The organism is Streptomyces sp. NPDC046335 (assembly GCF_055587985.1).
Window position 1 is genome coordinate 313,954 of sequence record NZ_JBVJFF010000006.1, and the last position, 21,829, is coordinate 335,782.

General features: G+C 74.1%; 17 protein-coding genes. 9 read left to right on the plus strand and 8 right to left on the minus strand.

Features of this window, described 5'->3' with window-relative positions:
* The first annotated feature begins 200 nt into the window (after positions 1-200).
* The 3 genes from ACZ6JY_RS16895 to ACZ6JY_RS16905 all read left to right on the plus strand — a co-directional run bounded on the left by ACZ6JY_RS16895 (position 201) and on the right by ACZ6JY_RS16905 (position 7,167).
* Positions 201-3,422: an NACHT domain-containing protein gene (locus ACZ6JY_RS16895; protein ID WP_469196684.1), complete on the plus strand. Its 3,222-nt coding sequence runs from the start codon at positions 201-203 to the stop codon at positions 3,420-3,422.
* Between the two features lie 97 nt (positions 3,423-3,519).
* Positions 3,520-5,562 (plus strand): P-loop NTPase family protein, encoded by a 2,043-nt coding sequence (locus ACZ6JY_RS16900; protein WP_469196686.1) that lies wholly within the window; start codon positions 3,520-3,522, stop codon positions 5,560-5,562.
* 6 nt (positions 5,563-5,568) lie between these two features.
* A complete protein-coding gene (locus tag ACZ6JY_RS16905) occupies positions 5,569-7,167 on the plus strand; it encodes a type 1 periplasmic-binding domain-containing protein (protein WP_469196688.1) in 1,599 nt (532 codons plus the stop codon).
* A 6-nt stretch (positions 7,168-7,173) separates the two neighbouring features.
* Here ACZ6JY_RS16905 and ACZ6JY_RS16910 read toward each other — a convergent pair whose 3' ends face one another.
* The gene (locus tag ACZ6JY_RS16910; RefSeq protein ID WP_469196690.1) at positions 7,174-8,070 is read right to left on the minus strand and encodes a GNAT family N-acetyltransferase; all 897 of its coding nucleotides are present in this window, start codon (positions 8,068-8,070) and stop codon (positions 7,174-7,176) included.
* Between the two features lie 45 nt (positions 8,071-8,115).
* Positions 8,116-9,840: a dihydroxyacetone kinase family protein gene (locus ACZ6JY_RS16915; RefSeq protein ID WP_469196692.1), complete on the minus strand. Its 1,725-nt coding sequence runs from the start codon at positions 9,838-9,840 to the stop codon at positions 8,116-8,118.
* Between the two features lie 341 nt (positions 9,841-10,181).
* Here ACZ6JY_RS16915 and ACZ6JY_RS16920 point away from each other — a divergent pair, with 341 nt between their 5' ends.
* Complete coding sequence (locus ACZ6JY_RS16920; protein WP_469196694.1) at positions 10,182-10,976, plus strand: helix-turn-helix domain-containing protein; 795 nt, start codon at positions 10,182-10,184, stop codon at positions 10,974-10,976.
* Positions 10,977-10,995: 19 nt separating this feature from the next.
* Here the strand turns inward: ACZ6JY_RS16920 and ACZ6JY_RS16925 are convergent, their stop codons facing one another.
* The 3 genes from ACZ6JY_RS16925 to ACZ6JY_RS16935 form a co-directional block, all read right to left on the minus strand.
* On the minus strand, positions 10,996-12,435 hold the full coding sequence (locus ACZ6JY_RS16925; protein ID WP_469196696.1) for a bifunctional phosphatase PAP2/diacylglycerol kinase family protein: 1,440 nt from the start codon (positions 12,433-12,435) through the stop codon (positions 10,996-10,998).
* Between the two features lie 80 nt (positions 12,436-12,515).
* On the minus strand, positions 12,516-13,511 hold the full coding sequence (locus ACZ6JY_RS16930) for an alpha/beta fold hydrolase (protein ID WP_469196699.1): 996 nt from the start codon (positions 13,509-13,511) through the stop codon (positions 12,516-12,518).
* A 123-nt stretch (positions 13,512-13,634) separates the two neighbouring features.
* Positions 13,635-14,006, minus strand: a complete 372-nt coding sequence (locus tag ACZ6JY_RS16935; protein WP_469196701.1) for a DUF488 domain-containing protein — start codon at positions 14,004-14,006, stop codon at positions 13,635-13,637.
* A gap of 175 nt (positions 14,007-14,181) precedes the next feature.
* Between ACZ6JY_RS16935 and ACZ6JY_RS16940 the strand changes: the two genes are divergently transcribed.
* From ACZ6JY_RS16940 to ACZ6JY_RS16950, 3 genes are all read left to right on the plus strand, one after another.
* Positions 14,182-15,744 carry a phosphatase PAP2 family protein gene (locus ACZ6JY_RS16940; RefSeq protein ID WP_469196703.1) on the plus strand — a complete coding sequence of 521 codons (1,563 nt, stop codon included), beginning with the start codon at positions 14,182-14,184 and terminating at the stop codon, positions 15,742-15,744.
* Positions 15,745-15,843: 99 nt separating this feature from the next.
* Positions 15,844-15,969, plus strand: coding sequence for a hypothetical protein (locus ACZ6JY_RS16945; protein ID WP_469196705.1), 126 nt, complete (start codon positions 15,844-15,846; stop codon positions 15,967-15,969).
* 74 nt (positions 15,970-16,043) lie between these two features.
* Complete coding sequence (locus ACZ6JY_RS16950) at positions 16,044-16,727, plus strand: glycerophosphodiester phosphodiesterase (protein ID WP_469196707.1); 684 nt, start codon at positions 16,044-16,046, stop codon at positions 16,725-16,727.
* A 213-nt stretch (positions 16,728-16,940) separates the two neighbouring features.
* On the opposite strand, the gene ACZ6JY_RS16955 is transcribed toward ACZ6JY_RS16950, so the two are convergent.
* On the minus strand, positions 16,941-17,504 hold the full coding sequence (locus ACZ6JY_RS16955) for a GNAT family N-acetyltransferase (RefSeq protein ID WP_469196709.1): 564 nt from the start codon (positions 17,502-17,504) through the stop codon (positions 16,941-16,943).
* 69 nt (positions 17,505-17,573) lie between these two features.
* On the opposite strand from ACZ6JY_RS16955, the gene ACZ6JY_RS16960 reads away from it, so the two are divergent.
* Both ACZ6JY_RS16960 and ACZ6JY_RS16965 read left to right on the plus strand, forming a co-directional pair.
* Complete coding sequence (locus ACZ6JY_RS16960; RefSeq protein ID WP_469196711.1) at positions 17,574-17,966, plus strand: VOC family protein; 393 nt, start codon at positions 17,574-17,576, stop codon at positions 17,964-17,966.
* Positions 17,967-18,125: 159 nt separating this feature from the next.
* Positions 18,126-19,472 carry an NAD(P)/FAD-dependent oxidoreductase gene (locus tag ACZ6JY_RS16965; protein WP_469196713.1) on the plus strand — a complete coding sequence of 449 codons (1,347 nt, stop codon included), beginning with the start codon at positions 18,126-18,128 and terminating at the stop codon, positions 19,470-19,472.
* A gap of 31 nt (positions 19,473-19,503) precedes the next feature.
* Here ACZ6JY_RS16965 and ACZ6JY_RS16970 read toward each other — a convergent pair whose 3' ends face one another.
* The gene (locus ACZ6JY_RS16970) at positions 19,504-20,040 is read right to left on the minus strand and encodes a MarR family winged helix-turn-helix transcriptional regulator (protein ID WP_469196715.1); all 537 of its coding nucleotides are present in this window, start codon (positions 20,038-20,040) and stop codon (positions 19,504-19,506) included.
* Positions 20,037-21,815 (minus strand): FUSC family protein, encoded by a 1,779-nt coding sequence (locus ACZ6JY_RS16975; RefSeq protein ID WP_469196717.1) that lies wholly within the window; start codon positions 21,813-21,815, stop codon positions 20,037-20,039. The genes ACZ6JY_RS16970 and ACZ6JY_RS16975 overlap by 4 nt, the downstream gene beginning before the upstream one ends.
* Positions 21,816-21,829: the final 14 nt, after the last annotated feature.

The following is a 21,829-nucleotide window of genomic DNA, read 5'->3' on the forward strand; positions in this document are numbered from 1 at the left end:
TCCTACGGGGGATTGTGCCCCGCATCTCGCCGGGCAGCGGAGCGTTTGCGTTTTCTCGCGCCCACGCCGCCCACGGCGCCCCAACAGCGCTGAGCGATCACGGCGTTCGAATACTCCGGCGGCTCCCGCGGCTACGCTTGTGCGGTCATCGGCCCGCGGGCGGCGAGGAGTTCGGGGGCGCAGCGGTGGAAGGGGAGCGCGTGGACGGCGGCACGGTAGGGCTGCGCATCGCCTCGGCGGTGATCGCCCCACTGCTCAAACGGTTGCTGCTGCCGGCCGCGAAGGCGCCCGGCGCGGAGTTCGGGGACCGCCCCGTCCCCGTACGGCGTCTCATGGCCTTCTCCCGCGAGCACCGCACCCTCACCGAGGACGATCTGCACCGCATCGCGCGGGAGCTGGTGCGCAGGGCCGTGCGGTCGGCCGGTCCGCACGACCCGCCGGTCGGCGCCGACGAGAAGGACGCCGTCGGCCTCGCGCTGACCCGTACGCTGCACGCCCTCGGCGACCTCGACATGAGCGACGTACAGGCCTTCGCGCTGGGGCCGGAGAAGCTGGCCGAGGAGCTGTCGCTGCGGGCGGGCCCGGAGACCCGCAGGCTCCTCAGCGACGACGCCGCCCGTTTCCACGACCGGCTTTTGGAGACGGCCTGTGTGCACGTGGTGCGGTTCTTCAGCGAGCAGCCCGGGTTCGCGGCGCGCACCCAGGTCGAGCAGAGCCGGGAGATCCGCGAGCAGAGCGAACGGCTCCAGCGGATTCTGGAGCGTCTCCCCGACATCTCGGTGCAGGACACCCGCTTCGAGGAGGAGTACGCGCGCTACGTGGTCCAGAGCCACGGCAGGCTGACCATCCACGGCGTCGACCTGCGCGAGCCCGAGGGCCAGGAGTGGCCGCTGGAGAGCGCCTACCTCAGCCTGGAGGCCGTCCCGGTCCGCGGCCCCGGCGAGGGTGCCGCGGCGGCCGACGGCGAACCGGGCACGGACCGCGAGTCGCCCGAGCGCACGGCGGCTCCGGTGGAGGCCGCCCTCGCCACCCACGACCGGGTCCTGCTGCGCGGCGTGGCGGGCACCGGCAAGACGACGCTCGTCCAGTGGCTCGCCCTCACCACCGCACGGCAGGACCGGGTGCCGGGCGGCCTGTCCCAGCTCGTGGGGCGCGTGCCGTTCGTGATGCCGCTGCGCGCCCTGACCCGCAAGGGCGCCGTGCTGCCGATGCCGCAGGACTTCCTGCGCTGGATCGACTGCCCCCTGGTCGGCACCGAGCCGGACGGCTGGGCGGCGCGCGTGCTGCGGCACGGCCGCGCGGTGATGCTCATCGACGGGGCGGACGAGATCCCCAAGGGCGAGCGCAACCGGGTCAAGGCCTGGCTGAAGAAGCTCCTCGCGGTCTTCCCCGGCAACCTGTGGCTGCTGACCTCGCGGCCCTCCGCCCTCGAACAGGGCTGGCTGAAGGGCGAGGGCTTCCGGGAGTTCGCGCTGAGCGAGATGCGCCCCGCCGACATGCGGCGCTTCATCGACCGCTGGCACGCGGCGGCCGGTGCGCCCGCCCGGCTCGGCGAATCGCTGACGCTGGCCCTGCGCAGCAGGCCCGAGCTGAGCCGCCTCGCGACGAACCCGCTGATGTGCGGGCTGATCTGCGCCCTGCACCGGGAGCGCCGCGGCTTCCTGCCCCGTGGCCGCGCCTCGCTCTACGAAGCCGCCCTCGCCATGCTCCTGGAGCGGCGGGACGTGGAGCGGGAGGTCTACGGCAACGGCAGCGACACCCCGCAGCTCGACCAGAAGTCCGCCACGGAACCGCTGCGGCGCCTCGCCTACTGGCTGATCCGCAACGAACGGACCCAGCTCGACCGTGCGGACGCCGTCGACGTCGTACGCCGACTGATGCCCTCGGTCGAACGCCTGACGGAACTCGGCGAGGCCGAGGACGTCCTCCAGTTGCTCCTCGAACGCTCGGGGCTGCTCCGCGAACCGGGCCCGGGGGCCGTCGACTTCATCCACCGCACCTTCCAGGACTTCCTGGGCGCCCAGGCCGTGCTCGAAGAGCGCGACATGGGGATGCTGGTGAACAACGCGCACCTGGAGCAGTGGGAGGACGTCGTGCAGATGGTCGTCGCCCAGGCCCGCCACCACGAGCGCGGCGAGCTGCTCACCCGGCTGCGCGAGCGGGGCGAGCGGGAGAAGGACCCGGCCGTCCAGGCCCGGCTGCGGCTCCTCGCGCTCGCCTCGCTGGAGCAGGCCACCAGCGTCGCGCCCGCCGTGCGCGAGGCCATCGAGAGCCAGGCCGCGCGGCTCCTGCCGCCCCGCAGTCTGCGCGAGGCCAGGGCGCTGGCCCGGACGGGGCCGCTGCTCTTCGGTCTGCTGCCGGCCGCGGACGCCGTGACGGGCGACGAGGAGCTGGCCACCGTGCACGCGATCTGCCAGATCGGCGGGGACGCCGCCATCCCCCGCCTGCGGCAGTTCCTGCACACGGGCCAGCCCGCCGTACGCGCGCAACTGCTGAACCACTGGGACCGGTTCGACACCGCGACGTACGCCGATGAGGTCGTGGGACCGCTCCTCGACATCGCGCCGGACGACCGGGTCACCGTGCGTTCGCGCGAGCAGTTGGAGGCGCTGGGGTCCATGCGGAGCTGTCGGCGCGTCAGCCTTCAGGGTGACTTCTCGGCGGCCGACATCCGCGCCGCGCTCGACCCCCGGCGGCTGCGGGAACTGCTGCTGCGCGACGCCCTCTCCCTGGACTCCCTCGACGTCCTCGACGGCTTCGCGGAGCTGGAGTCGCTGGGGCTGCGCGGGTGCCGCAATGTCCAGGACCCCGCGGCGCTCACCCGGCTCCCCCGCCTGCGCCGCCTCGAACTGCGGGACCTGCCGCGCTTCGAGCCGCTGCACGCGCTGGCCGGGTGCCCGCGGCTCGACACGCTGCTCATCGGCGCGGACGTGCCCTGGCGCGGCCTCGCCGACCTGCCGGGTCCCGACCGGCTGCGGGTGCTGTCGCTGCCGCCGACCGCGACGCGCCTCGCGGACATCGTGGCCTGCCGCGACCTGGGGGAACTGCGCCTGCAAGAGGCGAGCGAGCGGCTCGCGCCCGACTCCTGGGGAGCCCTGCTCGGCGAGCTGACCGAGCTGCGTACGCTCGCGCTGACCGCGGCTCAGCTCAGCGCGCTGCTGTTCGCGCCGCGCACGCGGCTGCCCCAGGTGACCCGCCTGGACGTGCACGCGGGGACCGGAACCGCCGTGCCGTTGCGCAAGATCGCTTTGCGGCTGCCCGGCCTGGAGGAGGTCCACATCGCGGAGGCCGCCGATGTCGACCTCGCCTCGCTCGCCTCGCTGCCCCGGCTGCGCAAGGTCCGCCTGACCTACCCCGGCGACGTACGGGGCGCCGAGACGCTGCCCGGCCACGTCGAGCTCTCCCGTTATCCACAGGCCTGATCAACGGACTGGAAACGGCCTGTCGCCCACGGTAAGTTCTGTCCCTCCAGGCACGGTTGGCACGGGTATCGGCACCACGGAGGCGGGAACCAGTCGGATGAGCAGAGCGGAAGACACCCCGCTGTACGGCAGGGACCCTCTCCTGCGCGCGCTCATCCCCCGGCTCACCGGCCTGAAGTACGACGAGCGGGCCCGTACCGCCAGGGAGTTCCAGCACGACCTGCCCGTCGTCCTGGTGACGGGCCGTCACGGCATGGGGCGCACCGCGGTCCTGCGGGAGCTGGCGGCGCACTACCGCAACCGGCTCCCCCTCGCCCACGTCGGTGTCGCGCCGCCCGGTCCCCCGGCGTTCGCGGCGGCCGCACCGGACGCGGACGCCGCCGTCGCCACCGATCTGGTGGGCGTCCTCACCGAGCTGGCACGGCAGCTCGCGCCGTCCTACCGGCGGCCCTTTCCCGTACTCCTCCCCGGTCTGTTCGCCGTGTCGAGCTGGGAGCCGGGGGACGACTCGGAGCGGGACGCCGTCTGTCTGCGCCTCGCCCGGCTCCTGATCGCCTGCCGGCTGGCCGAAGGGCCCGAGCAGGAGCTGCGGCAGACGTGGGCCGGCGCGGCCGAGGCACGGACAGGGCACCCGGCGTCGGGACCGGCGGCCGTCTCCCGCGCCCTGCACGGCGCCTACACCGACCAGCACCGGGCCGGAGCGGAGCGCGACTGGTACCGCGGGCGCTTCCCCCGCTTCGACGAGGGCACCGACCCCCTGGAGCTGCTCGGCGACTGGTACCACCAGGGCGGCGACTACCGGCGCGCGGTCGAGCAGACGCTGATGGCGGCGCTGCGGCACGACGTCGCGGGCTCGTACGGCCGGTTGCAGCGCTGGAACCGCGAGCCCTGGCCGCTGGTGCTCCTCGACGACGTGCACCTGCCCGCGGGGCGGCGCTTCCTCGACCTGCTCCTCGAACACCGCGCGCACACCGAGTCCCCGGAGCGCGAGGAACTGGTCGTGGTGGCCACCCGGCTCGGCGAGGCGCCACGGAGCGACCCCGGACCCGTCCGGCGCGAACTGGCGGACCTGACCGCCGCCTCGGGCTGGGAGCGCCTCGGCACCTCGCCGTCGGCGGGGCTGCTCACCGTCCCCCTGACGCCGCTGAGCCGCGACGACGTGCTGCCGCTGCTCGCGGCCGGCTCGGCGGGCGCCCCGCTCCACCCGTATCTCGCCTCGGCCCTGCACACGCTGACCGGCGGCCACCCCGCCGCCACGACCACGCTGTGCTCGGCGGTCCGTGCCGCGACCCACGCGGGCCGCGCCGTCGCCCCGCGGGACCTTCTTGAGCTGTGCGCCGAGGACGGCCGCCCCGTCGGCGAGGTGCTCCTCGAACGGCTGCTGCCCGACCGCCGCCAGCGCGACCGGCTCACGCTCCTCTCCCTCGCAAGGGACAGCACGGCCGCCCAGGCCCTCGCGACACGGCTGCGTCTCGAAGGGCCCGAGCAACTGCCCGCGAACGCCGTCACCGACTACCTGGAACAGCAGCACTGGCAGCGCCTCACGCCTCCGGAGAGCCCGCTGGTGACGGATCCGCTGCTGCGGACCCTCCTCGTGCACGAGGCCCGCAGGCTCTCGCCGGGGCCCGAAGACAGCCGCGGCTGGCAGGAGATCCACCGCTTCCTCCAGAACCACCACGCCCAGCGCGGTGAGGGCGGCGAGGCCGACGCCCTGCGGCACATGCTCGCCGCCGGAGGCGTGGAGACGGTGGTGGCCTCCCTCGCGGAGGAGTTCCAGTCCGAGCAGGACGAACGGGGCGCGGGGCACTGGCTGCTGTGCCTGAAGTACGCCGCCACGGCGCCGACGCCGCCCGCCCGCGACTGGGAGGACGACCGCCTGCGCACGGCACTCGGCGCGCTGGACGGCCGCTATGCCCACCTGGACGACGTCGAACGCTGCGTCAACCGCCTGCTGCACGCCCTGTGGTATCTCTCGGAGCCGCACACCGAGCCGGACCCCGACACGTGCGCCGCCATCGAGCACGAGCTGGCCTATCTCTCGCTGCGCCACCCTTCCTGGCGTGTCGCGCTCGGCCAGGCGGCCCGCAGGTGGCCCGCCTCGGCCCGCGACAAGCGCCCTCTTCCGATTCCAGGACAGTGAGGAAGCATGCTGTTCCGTCGCCATCCCCGCGAGTGGGGACCGATCGAGTGGGCCGGCGTCCTCGGCCTCGCCGTGGTCGCCGGAGTGGTGGCCGTCCTTCTCGCCCTCGGGGCACGGGGGCCCGGCAGGTGCGGTGACGACCTGGCCGAGATCGGCGACGACTGCATCGGCGTCACCGCGCACGCCTTCGACGCCGATCCGCGCCTGCGGAGTCTGATCGAGGCGGTCGCCGCCGAGAACGAGAAGGTACGCCGGGACGCCGAGTCCCCCACCGACAACGGCGCCCGCATCCCGTACGTACGCATCGCGCTGATGATGCCCTTCTCCGCGGACGAGTCCAGCGCGATGACCACGGACATGATCCGCCGGGGACTGGCCGGGGCGCTGGCCGCCCAGCAGGAGGCCAACAGCGCCAGCGGGCCGCACTATCAGCTGCTGCTCGCGCCCGACGGGCGCAACCTCGACCAGTGGGAGCCCGTCGTCGAACGGCTCGGCGAGCTCGCCGCGGCCAAGGAGGCCCCGCTGGTCGGGGTCACCGGCATTCCCAGCAGCACGCCCGAGACCCGGCAGGCCATAAAGGCGCTCAGCAAGGCCGGCATTCCGACCATCGGGCCCGTCATCACCGCGGCGGACATGAACGCCGACCAGTTCTTCAAGACCTCACCGAACAACGAGCAGTTCGCCGGTGCCCTGAAGCAGTACCTCAAGGAGGAGCCGCAGACGAAGAAAGGGTTCCTCGTCTGGGACAACCGCAGTGAGGACGTCTACTCGCAGAACCTGCGCGAGGTCTTCGAGAAGCACTTCGGCAAGGCGTACGACTTCAAGGGCGGCCACAACTCCAACTTCACCGGCTCCTCGGGCATGGACAAGGGAATCCCCCGGCGGTTCACCGACGCCGCGCAGAAGATCTGCGCGGCCCGCTCGGACACCGTCTTCTTCGCCGGGCGCGACCAGGACCTGCCCGCCTTCATCAAGCGCCTCGCGCAGGAGGGCGACTGCGGACGCAGTGGGCGGCTGCGGCTCCTCAAGGTGGGCATCGGGCTCGAACCGACCCTCACCACGTACGGGACCGGCCGCTGGCTCAAGGAGGCGGACGCGACGATCGTCGCCGCGTCGTCGGTTGACCCCGCCTGGTGGCAGGAGAAGCACGACCCGCCGCGGGCGCTCGGCCGCTTCATGGACCGCTACAAGACGCTCGACGAGAAGCACGGCTTCGACGACGAGTTCCTGGACGACGGCTACGCGGTGATGTATTACGACGCGTTCACGCTCCTCGCCGACGCCGTCGACCGCACGTACAGCGAGTTCAACGAGGACCGCGAGAACGGCGGGGGCACCGACGGCAAGGGCGGCACGGCCCCGCTGAAGCTCACCAAGAACGACGTCTACAACACCCTCATCATGCCGAGCATCACCGCGACCGGTTGCAGCAACTGCCTGCGGGGAGCGGCAGGCACGTACGGGTTCGAGGGGCCCAAGGTGAACGACCAGTGGGCGGTGTGCAAACCGGTGCCGGTCGTCGAGTACCCGGCCACCGCGCGGGACCGCGACCTGCCGCTGTACCGGACGTTCCGCGGTGGCGGGAAGACCGCCTGCCCGGCCTGACGGTGGCTAGGAGGCTTCTGGTGCGACGCGCTTCTCGAACCAGTGGTGTGCGTACGGCTCGTCGTTGAAGGCGGGGATCTCCCGGTAGCCGTGGGAGCGGTAGAGGCCGATCGCGGCGGTGAGCGCCTTGTTGGTGTCCAGACGCAGGACGTCGCGGCCGTGCCGTACCGCCTGTTCCTCCAGTGCGGCCAGGAAGCGGCGGGCGAGGCCGAGGCCCCTGGCCCGGGGCGCGATCCACATGCGCTTGATCTCCGCCGGGGCGCCGGCCGGCAGCTTCAGGCCCGCGCAGCCGACGGGCTCGCCTCGGTCGCGGGCGACGAGGAACAGGCCGTGCGGCGCCCGGAGTTCTCCCGCGTCCGGCAGCAGGCTGCGCGCGGGGTCGAAGCCGGTGTCGAAGGCTCCCCGCAGTTCGGTGAAGTAGGCGAGCAGGCAGCTCCGGGCGTCGGGGTGGCCGGGGTCGACGACGTCCAGCGTGACGGTCGCGGCGGTCAGCAGCCGGTCGACCTCGGCCATGGCCTCGACGAGCCGGGCCCGCCGGCCCTCGTCGAGCGGGGCCAGGAGTGATTCGGCGAGGTCGTCGCTGCGGGCGTCGAGCAGCGCGTACTCCGCGCGGCCCGCATCGGTGAGCCTGACGGTGCGCACCCGCCGGTCCTCCGGCAGCGGTTCCACCGTCACCAGGCCGTCGGCCTCCAGGGCGCGCAGCAGTCGGCTGACGTAGCCGGAGTCGAGGCCCAGGCGCTCGCGCAGCCCGCGGACGTCCTGGCCCGCTTCGCCGATCTGCCAGAGCAGCCGGGCCTCGCCGACGGGCCGGTGACCGCCGAGGTAGTGGTCGTGGAGTACGCCCACGCGTTCGGTGACGGTGCGGTTGAACCGCCGTACCTGCTCGATCTGCGCCTCGTCCATTGCCTGACTGTAGTCAGACAATGGACGAGGCGTACAGCGCCCCGGTCAGGGCTGGGTGATGTGGCCCGGCGCGGGCAGCCGGGGTGCCGTGGCGGGCTCGTGGATGTCGGCCAGGGCCATGAACAGCAGGGCCACGGCGAGCGCGCCGGGGTCCGGGACGCCGAGGGCGTGGTCGCCCACGTAGCTGGCCCTGCCGCGCCGGGGCCGCAGGGCCGCGGTGGCCAGGGCGCCGCGGATGGCCGCCTGGGCCGCCTCGGTGAGCGGGGCCTCGGCGTCGGCGTCCTCGGCGGACGCGGCGAGCGACTCGGCGGCGGGCGCGAGGGCGTCGACCAGCGTGCAGTCGCCGGGGCTCGCGCCGCCGACGCGGTGGATGGCGGCGAAGCCCGCCTCCGCGGCCCCGGCCAGCGCACCGGCCCCCGGCGCCCCGCCGTCCGCGGGCACGGCGGACGCCAGGTGCTGGAACAGCAGCCCGAAGAGGGGTCCGCTGGTGCCGCCGACGTCGTTGAGGAAGGCTTCGGCGAGGGCGGACGTGCCGTCGAGGCCGCGCTCGTCGGCGAGCTTCACCGCGCGGCGCACTCCGCCGGTCAGGTTGTCGCCGAAGTCCCCGTCGCCCACGAGCTGGTCGAGCTTGGTGAGGTTGTCGCGCACCTGGGCGACGGTGGCGGCGTAGCGGTCGAGGAGGGCGCGGTCGCCGCCGGTGCCCTCGGCGGGAGCAGCCTGTGCGGCCCGGACCGGCGTGCTCGCGGCCGTCTCCTCGGTGGCTCGGGCGCCGTCCAGCGGGCGGGGCAGGACGAGCGGGGTACGGGTGGGGGCCGTCCAGAGATCGGCCCAGCCGTCCTCCAGGCGGGTCAGGGTGAGGGAGAAGCCCGCCATGTCGAGGGCCGCGGTGAAGGTGCCGGGGACGACGAAGACCGGGGTCAGGCCGCGGCCGATCAGCTCGTCGCGCAGCAGGACGCCGATGGCGTTCAGCTCCAGTTCCGTGGTGGCGCCGAGGCCGTTGACCAGGGCGAGCACCTCGCCGGGGCCCTCGGGCAGGGCGTCGAGGAGGTCGTCGGTCATCCGCCGTACGAGGTCGCCGACGGCGGGGCGGGCGATGGTGCGGATGCCCCGCTCGCCGTGGATGCCGACGCCGTAGTCCAGGGTGCCCTCGTCCAGGGTGAACGCCGGGCCCAACGTCGTGGGCGAGGTCTGGGCGCGGGCGGCCACCGCGATGCTGCGGGACCGGGCCACGATCCGCCGTCCGAGCTCGGCCAGCTCCTCCAGGGACGCGCCCCGGTCGGCCGCCGCGCCGAGCAGCTTCTCGACGACCACCGTGGCTGCGGTCCCCCTGCGGCCGGTCGCGCTGTCGGCGCTGTCCGTGGCCAGGTCGTCCTCGACCAGGACGGTGGCCACCGGGATGCCGTCGTGCCGCAGGCGTTCGGCGGCGATCTGGAAGTTGATGACGTCGCCGGTGTAGTTCTTGACGATGTGCAGGACACCGCCGCTCTTGGCCGCGGCGGCGCTGGCCTCGTAGATCTGCCGGTTGTGCGGCGAGGCGAAGACCTCACCGGGACAGACGGCGTCCAGGCCGCCGCGCCCGAGCAGCCCGGTGTGCAGCGGCTCGTGGCCGGAGCCGCCGCCGGAGACCAGCGCGACCGCGCGGTCGGGGTGCGGGTCGCGCGCACGCAGGTACAGCGGCCCGCTGTTCACCTCGATCATGCCGGGATGAGCGAGCGCCAGGCCGCGGGCGGCGGTCAGCACGGGATCGTTCTCCGGGAGGAAGTAGCTCATGTGCGTTCTCCGTAGGGTGCGGGGCGGTCGTCGCGGGCGGTCGTCGCGGCGGTCGGCGGGTGGGTCGAGGGCAGCGGTTCGGTCGTCGGGTGGGGCGAGGGCAGCGGTTCGGTTGTCGGGTGGGGCCGTGGTGGTGTGGTCAGGGGGAGAGACGGGGCGGGCGTGGCTCACCCTGGATGCCGGGCGGCTTCGAAGAACGGCACGCTCGCGTACCGGTACTGCGCGGTTCCGGTCTCCGGCGCCGTGTGCGACGCTGTCAACCTGCACCCGCCCGGCCGGCGAAACACGCAGGGCACGCGGCAGCCACCGGCAGGCAACCCCATCTTTGCGAGGTCTTTACCGTGCCCGACCCGCGACGCGAGGACCTCGGCCGGATGCTGCGCGCCTGGCGGATGGCGCGGGACCCCGCCGAGCTGCCGGGACCCGTACCGTTCCGGGGCCACCGCAGCTACCTCACCCAGCTCGACATGGCCCTGCTGCTCGGCGTCTCAGAACGCTGGTACCGCGCCCTGGAGCGCGGCGAGGACCGCGCCCACGCGCCCGGGATGATCGCCGGCGTGGCCCGCGTCCTCGACCTCGGCCCGGCCGAGGCGGACGCCCTGTACCGCGGCGCGGGGCTCCGGCCGCCGACGCGTCCCGCGGGTTCGGCGCCGCCCGACGAGGCGATGCTCGACCTGCTGCACCAGCAGCGGCGCGTGAGCTGGATCTGCGACCAGGCGTGGGACGTGGTCGCCGCCAACACCGTCGCCGCGCGGCACTGCCCCTGGCTGATGCACCCCGGCGCCAACGTCATGACCTGGGCGTTCTCACCTCAGGCCCGCTATCAGCTCCGGGAGTGGGAGACGAAGTGGGCGGGGCCGCTGCTCGGCCGGCTGCGCCTCGCCTGGCAGCGCTGGCCGGAGAACGAACGCCTGGCCGAGGTGGTGACGGCCGTGCGCGCCGAGCCCGGCGTCGCGGCGCTGTGGGATGCTGCGACCGACCTCGCGCCGCTCGGCGCCGAGCCCCGGCCGGTGTACTTCCCGCTGGTCGCGCCCGACCCGGTCGACGTACGCGTCATGACGTACGGGCGCTTCGACGACACGGCGCACCGCTGGCTCGTCCTGACGCCCGTCGACCCGGCGGTCACCTTCCCCTGAGAGCGCGGGCCCGCCCGGGTCAGTCGGCCGTCGGGCGGTACACGGTGAGCGCCTCGGGGAGCTTGTCGATCAGGAGCGCCGGCGGGGCGGGCGTGACCTCGCCGTCGTATGCCATGTGGGTGCCTTCGGGCAGCCCGGAGATGATCAGGCGCTGCGGCTTGGCGGCGGCGTACACGCGGGTACGGGCGAGCTGGCCCGCGAGGGCGGCGGCGAGCAGCCTGCTGCGGGCGAAGCGGCCCGCGTGCGCGATGCGGACGTCGAGCAGCCCGTCGGCCAGGTCGTGCCGCCGCACCGGGGCGATGCCGACACTGCGGTAGGCGCCGTTGCCCGCGAAGAGCAGCCACATGGAGCGGCGGCGGCCGTTCACCACGGCGCGCAACGGCCGGCCCGTACGCAGGATGCGGACGACGCCGAGCAGTGTGGCGGGCGGGCCGCCGATCTTCGGGGACCAGTGTTCCCTGCTGCGGACGAGCTCGGGGTAGCTGCCGAGGCTGAAGGTGTTGAGGAAGTGGGCCTCCTCGGCGTGGGTCCTGCCCGCGGGGCCGAGCCCGGCCAGCGGCTTGATGCGCCCCACGTCGGCGCGGACCGCACTGCCCCGGCCCACGGCGACGCAGGCGTCCGCGATGGTGTCGACGCCCAGGTCCGCCGCGAAGTGGTTGAACGTGCCGCCGGGCAGCACCATCAGCGGCACGTCGAACCGCAGGGCGGGCGCGACGGCGGCGTTGACCGTGCCGTCCCCGCCGCACACCCCGAGGACGCCGCCGCGCCGGGCCGCGTCCCTGGCCGCCTCCTCAAGGACCTTGGGCAGGGCGCCCGCCTCCTCCTCGTAGAGGATCACCTCGGCGCGCGGCAGTGCGCCCTTGATCTGCCGTACGGGGTCGCCCAGTTGGGGCTGCGCTCCCGATGACGGGTTGACGACCACGATCAGGCCCTCGCCCTCCGGCAGCGCGGGCGCGTCGACGCGGGGCCGTGCGGGCGGCGGAAGCTGGGCGCGGGTGGGCACCATGCCGCGCACCGCGTAGGCGGCGCCTATCCCGAGGGCCGCGCCCACCAGGACGTCCCGCGGGGCGCGCGCGCCGCCGTGGACACGGGCGTACGCCATGGACGCCGCGACCGGGGCCAGGGCCGCGCCCCAGCCGGGCGACTCCAGGGCGGCGCCCGCCGCGAAGGCCACCGCCGAGGCCGCGCGTTCCGAGGGGTACGGGCCGGTCAGCGGCTTGCGGGGCAGGCGCCGGAGCAGGGGGGCCGCCTCGTGGACCGGGCGTGAGCGGCCCACCGCGCTCCTGCTCAGGGTGTTGACGGTGGCCGTCGCCAGGCCCATGGACGTGAGGCCCCGCACCGCCGCGCGCCGCCCCCGCACCCCGCCGAACGCCCACATGCCGGCGGCGACCGAGCAGAACAGCAGCCGGTGGTCGGTGCCGAGCAGCCGTCGGGCGCGATGCCTCAAGAGATCTTTCATGACCCCCGTCTACCCCGGTTGCCGCCCGGAAGGCCGGACAGGGGGAAGCAGTGGGCGGAATCACGGTCGGAAGCGGTGGTTCAGGCGGGCAGGGAGTCGAGCCAGTCGGTCAGGAGCCGGCTCACCTCGGCGGGCCGCTCCTGCTGCACCCAGTGGCCGCAGCCGTCGAGGATGTGCGCGCCGCTCAGGCCCGGCAGGGTGTCGGGGAACGCCTTGATGGCGTCCGCCAGCCAGGTCGTGGAGGCGTCGAGGGCGCCGCCGATGAACAGGCTCGGCACGGTGATGGGCGCCCCCGCGAAGCGGGCCAGGTCCTCCCAGTCCCTGTCCATGTTCCGGTAGCGGTTGAGCGCCCCGGTCAGACCGGTCCGCTCGAATTCTCCCGCGTACACGTCGAGTTCGCCCTCACCCAGCCAGCCGGGCACGGCTCCGGCGGGGAAGCGGTCGCGCAGGGTGCCGCCGGGCGCGGTGAAGTGCGGGTCCGGGGCACCGGGGGCGGGCATCGTGTCGGCGGAGAGCGCGGCGTAGAAGCCCGCGAGCCAGCCGCGGACGTCCGGCTCGATCTCGGCCTCGGCCCGGCCGGGCTCCTGGAAGTACGAGACGTAGAACTCGTCCCCTCCTTCGCCGCCCATGCCCGCGAACACCTCGCTGGGGCGCGGGCCGCCGGGCGGCGTGTACGGGACGCTCATGAGGGCGGCCGCGCGGAAGACGTCCGGCCTGACCAGCGCCGAGTGGGCGGCGATGGTCGCGCCCCAGTCGTGCCCGACAACCACCGCGGTCTCCTCGCCGAGCGCGCGCACCACGGCGGCGTTGTCCTCGACGAGTTCGAGCATCCGGTACGCCGCCACGTCATCGGGCCGGCTGGAGCGCCCGTATCCGCGTACGTCGACGGCGACGGCCCGGTACCCCGCCGCGGCCAGGGCGGGCAACTGGTGCCGCCACGAGTACCAGGACTCGGGGAAGCCGTGCACCAGCAGGACCAGTGGCCCCGAGCCCTGCTCCACCAGGTGGACGCGGCCCGCGGGCGAGGGGACGAGGCGGTGCGTGCGCTCGGCGGCGGCGGTCGGAGTCTGCGGCATGGGCCCTCCCGGGGGCGTTCGGCGAACCGGTGGCGTGCACGACGAGCATGCGGCGGGCGCGACGCCACGACCGATGTTTGTTGCCGATCCGGCAAACTCCGCAGGGCTGTGGGGAGCTACGGTTCATCCCGACCGCAGGACGTCCGCCAGGACCCGTACATGGCCGTGCGGCAGATCCTTGGTCGCCGTGAGCAGGGTCAGCCGGCCCGAGCGCGCGAGGCCGCGCAGGCGCTCCAGGTCGGCCGCGCGGTCGGCGTCGTCGAGTTCCTGCCGGTAGCGCTCGGCGAACGTGTCGAACTTGGCCGGGTCGTGGTCGTACCAGTGGCGCAGTTCGGTGGAGGGCGCCAGTTCCTTGTCCCAGGCCTCCAGCTCCGCGCGGTCCTTGGAGACTCCGCGCGGCCACAGCCGGTCGACGAGGACGCGGGAGCCGTCGTCCGGTTCCGCGGCGTCGTAGACCCGCTTGACCTGGATGTCGAGAGAGCGGCCCTTCGTCATGTCAGCGTTCTCCCCTCTGTCACCATGACGGCGCTGTCGCCATGTCGGCTCTGTCGCCATGTTTCGGCTCTGTCGCCATGTCGGCATTCTCCGTCGGGCGGTGGGCTCGCGCGCGCCTGACCCGTTCGGGCGAGCAGCGCGGGCCCCGTTCCTCATGCCCTGGTGCAGTGAGGCCATGACGGGACGCATGGGCAGGATCGACCGGCGGTGGTTCGACCGGGTGGCGGCCGCGCGGCCGGCCGGCGCCGACCAGGTGCTGCCGCTCCTGAGCACCGCCGCGAACCACGGACGGCTGTGGCTCGGCTCGGCCGCCGCGCTGGCGCTCGTCGGCGGTCCCGTGGCCCGGCGTGCCGCGCGCCGGGGTGTGGGCGCGCTGGCCCTGGCCTCGCTGACCACCAACGTGGTCGCCAAGTGCGCCGTGCGCCGCGGCCGCCCCGGGCCCGCCGCGGTGCCGCTGGTGCGGCGCCCGGTGAAGACGCCGTGGACGTCGTCGTTCCCCTCGGGGCACGCGGCATCGGCGGCCGCCTTCGTGACGGGGGTGGCCCTGGAGTCGTCGCGGTACGGCGCCGTGGTCGCGCCGGTCGCCGCGGCCGTGGCGTTCTCCCGCGTCTACGTGGGGGCCCACTACCCCGGGGACGTGCTCGCGGGCTGTGCGCTCGGCGCGGCCGCCGCCGCGGTGACCTGCTACTGGTGGCCGCCGCGCCCGAGGCCCGAGCGGGACGGGCGGACCCGCGTGGCGGCGCCCGCGCTGCCCGAGGGCGAGGGCCTGGTGATCGTCCTCAACTCGGGCTCGGGCAAGGGCGTGCCGGGCCGGCTGCCCGCCGGGCAGCATCTGGAACTGCTGCTGCCGAAGGCCGAGATCCTCAGCTGCGGTCCGGGCGACGATCTGGGGAAGACCCTGGACGAGGGGGTCGCGCTCGCCGCCCGGGCGGGCGGGGCGCTCGGCGTCTGCGGCGGTGACGGCACGGTCAACGCGGCGGCGCGCAGGGCCGTGGCGGCGGGGCTCGCGCTGGCGGTCTTTCCCGGGGGCACCCTGAACCACTTCGCCCTCGACGCGGGGACGGCCACGTTCGAGGACGCCGCGCAGGCCGTGGAGCGCGGCGAGGCCGTGCGGGTGGACCTGGCCACGGTCCACGACGGCGACGACGCGGTCGTCGCGGGCTTCGTGAACACCTTCAGCATCGGCCTCTACCCCGAACTGGTGCGCAGGCGCGAGAAGCTGGAGGGCCGCATCGGCAAGTGGCCCGCGGCGGCCGTGGCCCTCCTCGCCGTGCTGCGCGAGGCGACACCGCTGCGGGTCAGGCTCGACGGCCACGACCGCGTCCTGTGGCTGCTCTTCGCGGGCAACGGCCGCTACGTCCCGGACGGCCTCGCCCCCTCGCACCGGCCCCATCTGGACGACGGGCTCCTCGACATCCGTACGGTCGACGCCCAGGCGCCGCTGGCCCGTACGCGGCTCAGCCTCTCCTCCCTCGGCGGGGCGCTGCGGCGCTCGCGGGTCTTCTGCACCGAGCGCGTCGAGCGGCTGCGGATCAGCGGCCTGGAGGACGTCTCCGACCTCGCGTACGACGGCGAGACCGCGTCGGCGCCGGCCACCCTGGTGCTGGACAAGCGGCAGGGCGCGCTGACGGTCTACAGCCCCGCCGCCCCTCGGGACGAGATCGCCGGGTTCGCCCGGGCCGCCTCACGGGCGGCAGCGGCGAGACGCCGTCCCGCGCCCCCTGGTCAACCCCGGTGAGGACGCGCCCACCCGCGAGTGAAGCGGCTCGCGGTGGCGGGCCCCCGACCGGTAGGACGGGCGGGGTCAGCCGTCACCGCCGCAGGGAGCAGCGCACCAGTGAGCACCCGTGCAGTCCTTGTCGCCGCCCTCGTCACGGGCCTCGTCCTCGGCATCGTGGGGACCAGGGCGGACGCCTCCATCCACCCTCGTACGACCGGTTCCCTCGTCGAGGCGGGCCGTTAGGCTGCGACATTGCCGCGCGGCACTTCCCCCCGCCCTGCGGCCACCAAGCCGCCGTCGACGGAAGCGAGTGAACCTTGAACTTCCTCACCATCGGTCATCGCGGGGTCATGGGTGTCGAACCCGAGAACACCCTTCGTTCCTTCATCGCCGCGCAAGCCGCGGGCCTGGATCTCATCGAGCTCGACCTGCACCTGAGCAAGGACGGGGCCCTCGTCGTCATGCACGACGCCGACGTGGCCCGTACGACCGACGGCAAGGGGCCGATCGCCGAGAAGACGCTCGCCGAACTGCGGGAGCTCGACGCGGGCCGCGGCGAGCGCGTCCCTGTCTTCGAAGAAGTGCTCGACGCGGTGCGTGCGCCGCTCCAGGCCGAGATCAAGGACGTGGCCGCCGCGCGCGCCCTCGCGGAGGTCATGCACCGCCGCGATCTGGTCGCCCGGGTGGAGGTCATCTCCTTCCACGACGAGGCGATCGCCGAGATCGCGCGCCTGGTGCCTGGGGTGCGCACCGCGCTCGTCGCGAGCCGCTACGGCACCGACGTCGTGGAGCGCGCCACGGCCGTCGGCGCCACCACCCTCGTGCTCAACATCCGGCGCCTCACCCTGGAGATCGTCGAGCGCGCCAGGAAGGCCGACCTGCGGATCATCGGCTGGGTCGTGAACACCCAGGACGACCTGCGCCTGGTGCGCGCGCTCCAGCTCGACGGCGCGACCACCGACTACCCCGAGATCAAGCGCACGGGCCGCTTCACGGCCTAGGGTCTGTCGTTTGGATCAGGTCGGCTGGAGGGGCGGTGCCTTTTCGACCTGGCTCGAGCGGGGTCTGGTGCGTGCAGATGCAAGGCGGAGGAGGGCGACAACGCGGAGCGTTGGCAACCGACGACAACGCCGGTGGGGGTCCCCCCGCGCCGTTCAGGCGTGGGGGAGTGCGTGCCAGACCCCGCGACGCCGAGATGATCCAAACGACAGGCCCTAGCCCACGTCCGGGGCCAGGTCCTTGACCAGCAGCTCGAACTCCAGGTCGTCGCGTTGCGGGATGCCGAAGCGCTCGTCGCCGTACGGGAAGGGCGTCATCTTTCCCGTACGGCGGTAGCCGCGCCGCTCGTACCAGGCGATGAGGTCGTCGCGTACGGAGATCACGGTCATGTGCATCTCGCGGGCGTCCCACTCCTCGCGGGCCACGCGCTCCGCCTCGGCGATGATGACCTTGCCCAGGCCCGCGCCCTGCTGGGCGGGGCTTACCGCGAACATGCCGAAGTAGGCGTGCTCGCCGCGGCGTTCGAGCTGGCAGCAGGCGACGAGCGCGCCGTCCCGCTCGACCGCCAGCAGACGGCTCCCGGGCGAGTCGATGACCTCGATGACGCCCTGGGGGTCGGTGCGCTGGCCCTCGAGGATGTCCGCCTCGGTGGTCCACCCCGCGCGGCTCGCGTCGCCGCGGTACGCCGACTCGATGAGCGTCACGAGGGCTCCGGCGTCGGCGGGTTCCGCGTCACGGAAGGTCAGTTCTCCGGTGCGCGGACGCGGGGCGGTGTCCATCGACTGTTCTCCGATCTCGGCGCGGCACGATGCACCGCCGAGCCTAACGCGCGGCTAGGGTGCGGCCGCATGGTGCATGTACTGAGCAGTCGGACCCTTCTCCACCCCACCGATCCGGAGCGTTCGCGCGCGTTCTACGGCGAGGCGCTCGGTCTCGCCGTGTACCGCGAGTTCGGCACCGGTCCCGAGCGCGGCACGGTCTACTTCCTCGGCGGCGGCTTCCTCGAGCTCTCCGGGCGTTCCGGGACGCCGTTCCCCGCCGAGCTGCGGCTCTGGCTCCAGGTCCCCGACGTCCACGCGGCGCACGCGGAACTCGTGGAGCGCGGCGTCGAGGTGGTCCGGCCGCCGGTGAAGGAGCCGTGGGGACTGATCGAGATGTGGATCGACGACCCCGACGGACTCAGGATCGTCCTCGTCGAGGTCCCGCACGACCACCCGATCCGCTACCGCCCCGGGATCTGACCTCGCGGCACGTCACTGACGTGAGCCACGTCACACGACCAATCCATCCGGGATGCAGGGGTACACGGCCACAGGTACGGTCCAGAAGATCCATGACGACTCCTTGACGCCCCCCCACGGCCCTGAAGACGATCTCCCACTCCCTTGGAGAGACATCACATGGCAGCTCCCCGGATCCTCATCGTCGGCGGCGGTTTCGCCGGCATGGAGTGCGCTCACAAGCTGGAGAAGACGCTCGCCCCCCAGGAGGCCGAGCTGCGGCTGATCAGCCCCATGGATCACCAGCTCTACCTCCCTCTCCTCCCTCACGTCGCCGCCGGCGTGCTCACCCCGCAGTCGGTGGCGGTGCCGCTGCGCCGGATGCTGCGCCGCACGGTCATCGTGCCGGGCGGCGCCATCGGCATCGACCCGAAGACCAAGACGGTGTTCGTACGGAAGATCAACGGCGAGGAGGTCGTGGAGCGCTACGACCACCTGGTCCTGACGCCCGGCAGCGTCACGCGGCAGTTCGACATCCCCGGAGTCGACAAGTACGCGGTGGGCGTCAAGACGCTCGCCGAGGCCGCCTGGATCCGCGACCACGTCATCTCCCAGCTGGACCTGGCATCGGCCAGCTCGTCCCGCGAGGAGCGCGAGCAGCGGCTCCAGTTCGTCGTGGTCGGCGGCGGTTACGCGGGCACGGAGACGGCCGCCTACCTCCAGCGCCTGACGTGCGCCGCGGTCAGGCGCTACCCGCGCCTGGACGTCTCACAGATCAAGTGGCACCTGGTGGACATCGCGCCGAAGCTGATGCCCGAGCTGGGCGGGCCGCTCGGCGACAAGGCCATGGAGATCATGCGGCGCAGGGGCGTGAACGTCTCGCTCGGGGTGTCCGTGGCCAAGGTGACCGAGGACACCGTCACGCTCACCGACGACCGGGTCCTGCCGTGCCGCACGCTGATCTGGACCGCGGGGGTCGCGCCGAGCCCGCTGATCGCGACGCTCGGCGCCGACACCAACCGCGGCCGGCTCGTCGTCCGGCCCGACCTGACGGTGCCGGACCTGGACGGGGTCTACGCGCTCGGCGACGCGGCGGCCGTGCCCGACCTCGTCAAGGGCGGCGACGCGACCTGCCCGCCGACCGCGCAGCACGCCATGCGCCAGGGCTGGGCCGCCGCGAAGAACGTCGTCGCCTCGCTGCGCGGCACCCCGCTCACCGACTACCGGCACAAGGACATGGGCCTGGTCGTGGACCTCGGCGGCATCCAGGCGGTGTCGAAGCCGCTGGGCGTCCAGCTCTCCGGGCTGCCCGCGCAGATCGTGGCGCGCGGCTACCACCTGGGCGCGCTGCGCACCGTGACGGCCCGCTTCCGCACGGCCGCCAACTGGGGTCTCAACGCGGTCGCGGGCGACGACTACGTCCGTACCGGCTTCCAGGCGCAGCGCCCCGCCACGCTGAAGGACTTCGAGATGACGGACGCGTACCTGTCGCCGGAGGAGATCAAGGAGCGGGTGGCCGCGGCGTGACGGCCCGGGCGGCGGTCCGGGGCCCGGCGGATCAGCCCCGCCACACCCCGAGCCGCCCTTCGAGCCGCGAAAGGAGCTCGCCCATCAGTGCGCTCAGCCGCTCCTGGTCCGCGCCGTCCAGCACGGACAGCACGACCGTCTCGTAGGAGAGCTGCTCCGGCAGGATCGTGTCCACGAGGTCGCGCCCCTCGTCGGTGAGCCGGACGTGCGCGACCCGGCGGTCCCGCGCGTCGGCCCTGCGCTCGACGAGCTCACGCTCCTGGAGCTGCTTGAGCCGCTTGGTGACCGCGGCCCCCGAGGAGAACGTCTCGCGGGCCAGTTCGCCGGGGGTCAGCTCGTGCCCGGTGCGGCGCAACGCGCCGAGCAGGTCGAACTCCGCGCGCGTCAGGCCTGCCCGGCGCAGCGGGGCGTCCTCGGCCTGCTGGAGGAGGGCCGCGCAGCGGTTGATGCGGCCGATGACCTCCATCGGGGCGGTGTCGATGTCGGGACGCACCGCCCGCCACTGCCGCACCACCGCGGCCACGGTGTCGCCGCCGGCCCGCGCCGCCGGGTCGTTCTCTGCTCTCATGCTGGTGCGCCCTCCCAGGCGTCGGGGGCCCCTTCGCCGACCCGCGCCGCCGGACCGTTCCCGCGGCTCCGTCGTACTGTCGCCGCGAGCGTACGGTGTCCGGCGCGCTCGGCGGCGACCACCCGCTGTTCGGGCAGGGCGCGCTGCCACCACTCCCCCGCCGCGGCGTCGGCGGCGGCACGCAGGTCGACCAGGGCGGCGGTGAGCCGGCGCCGCGCGGGCTCGACCGGGCCGGTGCCTGCCGCGAGGCCCGCCTCGGCCCGCTCCCTGGCCCGCTCGGCGGTCACGAGGGCGCGTTCGATGTGGTCGGTGGCGCGCCGGTTGGTGACGACGACGGCGGCGGCGACGCCGAGCACGGCGCCGACGAGGGTGTCCACGACGCGGTCGAGGATCAGCTCGCCCGGCTGCTGGAAGCGCGCGAACTCGGTGACCAGGAGGGCCATGGGCGTCACACAGACGCTGCCCATCCAGTAGTTCCGGGTGATCAGCGCCTCCGCGCCGAAGCCGAGCGCGAGGCAGCTCACGATGAGTTCCGCGTGGCCGAGGTGGGCGAAGGGCGCGATGGCGGCGAAGGCGAGCACCCCGACGAGGTTGCCGACCACGCGCTGCACGCCGCGGTTCCAGGTGAGGGTGACGTTCGCCTGGTAGAGGGAGGCTGCGGTGACCAGGGCCCAGTAGGGGCGGCCGATGCCGAGGGCGAGTGATCCGTAGCCGGCGAGCGCGCAGCCGACCGCGGTGCGCAGCGCGATGGGCAGCAGCGGGGAGCCGGGCCCGATGCGGCGCCACAGCGGCACGGCGGGCCCGGCCAGTTCGGCCTCGACGCCGAGCAGCTCGTCCCGCTCACCGGGGCGTACGTCACCGGGGCGCGGCACGGCGCTCGTACCGCGCAGCTTCGCGGCCCAGGTGCGCAGCGCTTCGGGGTCAGCGGCGGCGGGCGCGGCGAGGGCCTCCTCGGCGCGGACGACGAGGCTGCCCAGGGCGCGGCGGGCCTCGGCGGTGCGGCTGCCGGTGGCGAGCAGCGACTGCCAGGCGGCGTGCACGGCTCCGGCGGCGGCGGAGCGGGCCCGCTCGGCGGCGGGTCCTGCACCGTCGGCCCCGGCGGCGGGTCCTGCACCGTCAGCCCCGGCGGCGTCCGCGTACGCGGCGGCGGCGCGCAGGGCGCGGGCGGTGGCCCGGCGCTCGGGGCCGTGCGGGCGCACCAGCGCGGGCGCCATTCCGACCAGCCATGCCACGGCGCCGCCGGCGAGGGTGAGCGCGACGTGGGCGGGGACCTGGCCGAGGGTGCTGGGGGCGAAGAGCGTCGCGGAGCTGATGAAGGTGAAGATCAGGTGCCCCGGCGGTCCGACGCGGGTCGCGTCGCACAGCGTCTTCTGCAGGGCGGCGAGCACCGCGCCGACCGCGACGAGGACCACGGCGGAGCCGGTCAGCGAGGCGGTGACGAGGGCGACGGCCACACTCGCCGCCATCCCGGCGACGACCCAGGCCAGAGCGCGCGCCCTGGCGGCGTACGGGAGGTGGTGTGTGTACAGGGCGCAGAACGACCCGGCCATCGTGAACATCACCAGGTCGAGCCGTCCGAGCGCCAGCAGCGTCACGTTGGGGATCGCGGTGGCGACGACGACGCTGCACGCCGGCTTGAACCAGATGTCGGACGGTTTGTTCGCGCGGAGCACCCCGGCGAGCGGCAGCCGCCGGACGCGGGCGGGACGGGGGGAGGGGTGCGGCGCGGCGGGCGAGGGCGAGGAGGGCGTGGGGGAGGGCGGCGTACTGCTCATACCTAAAACCTTAG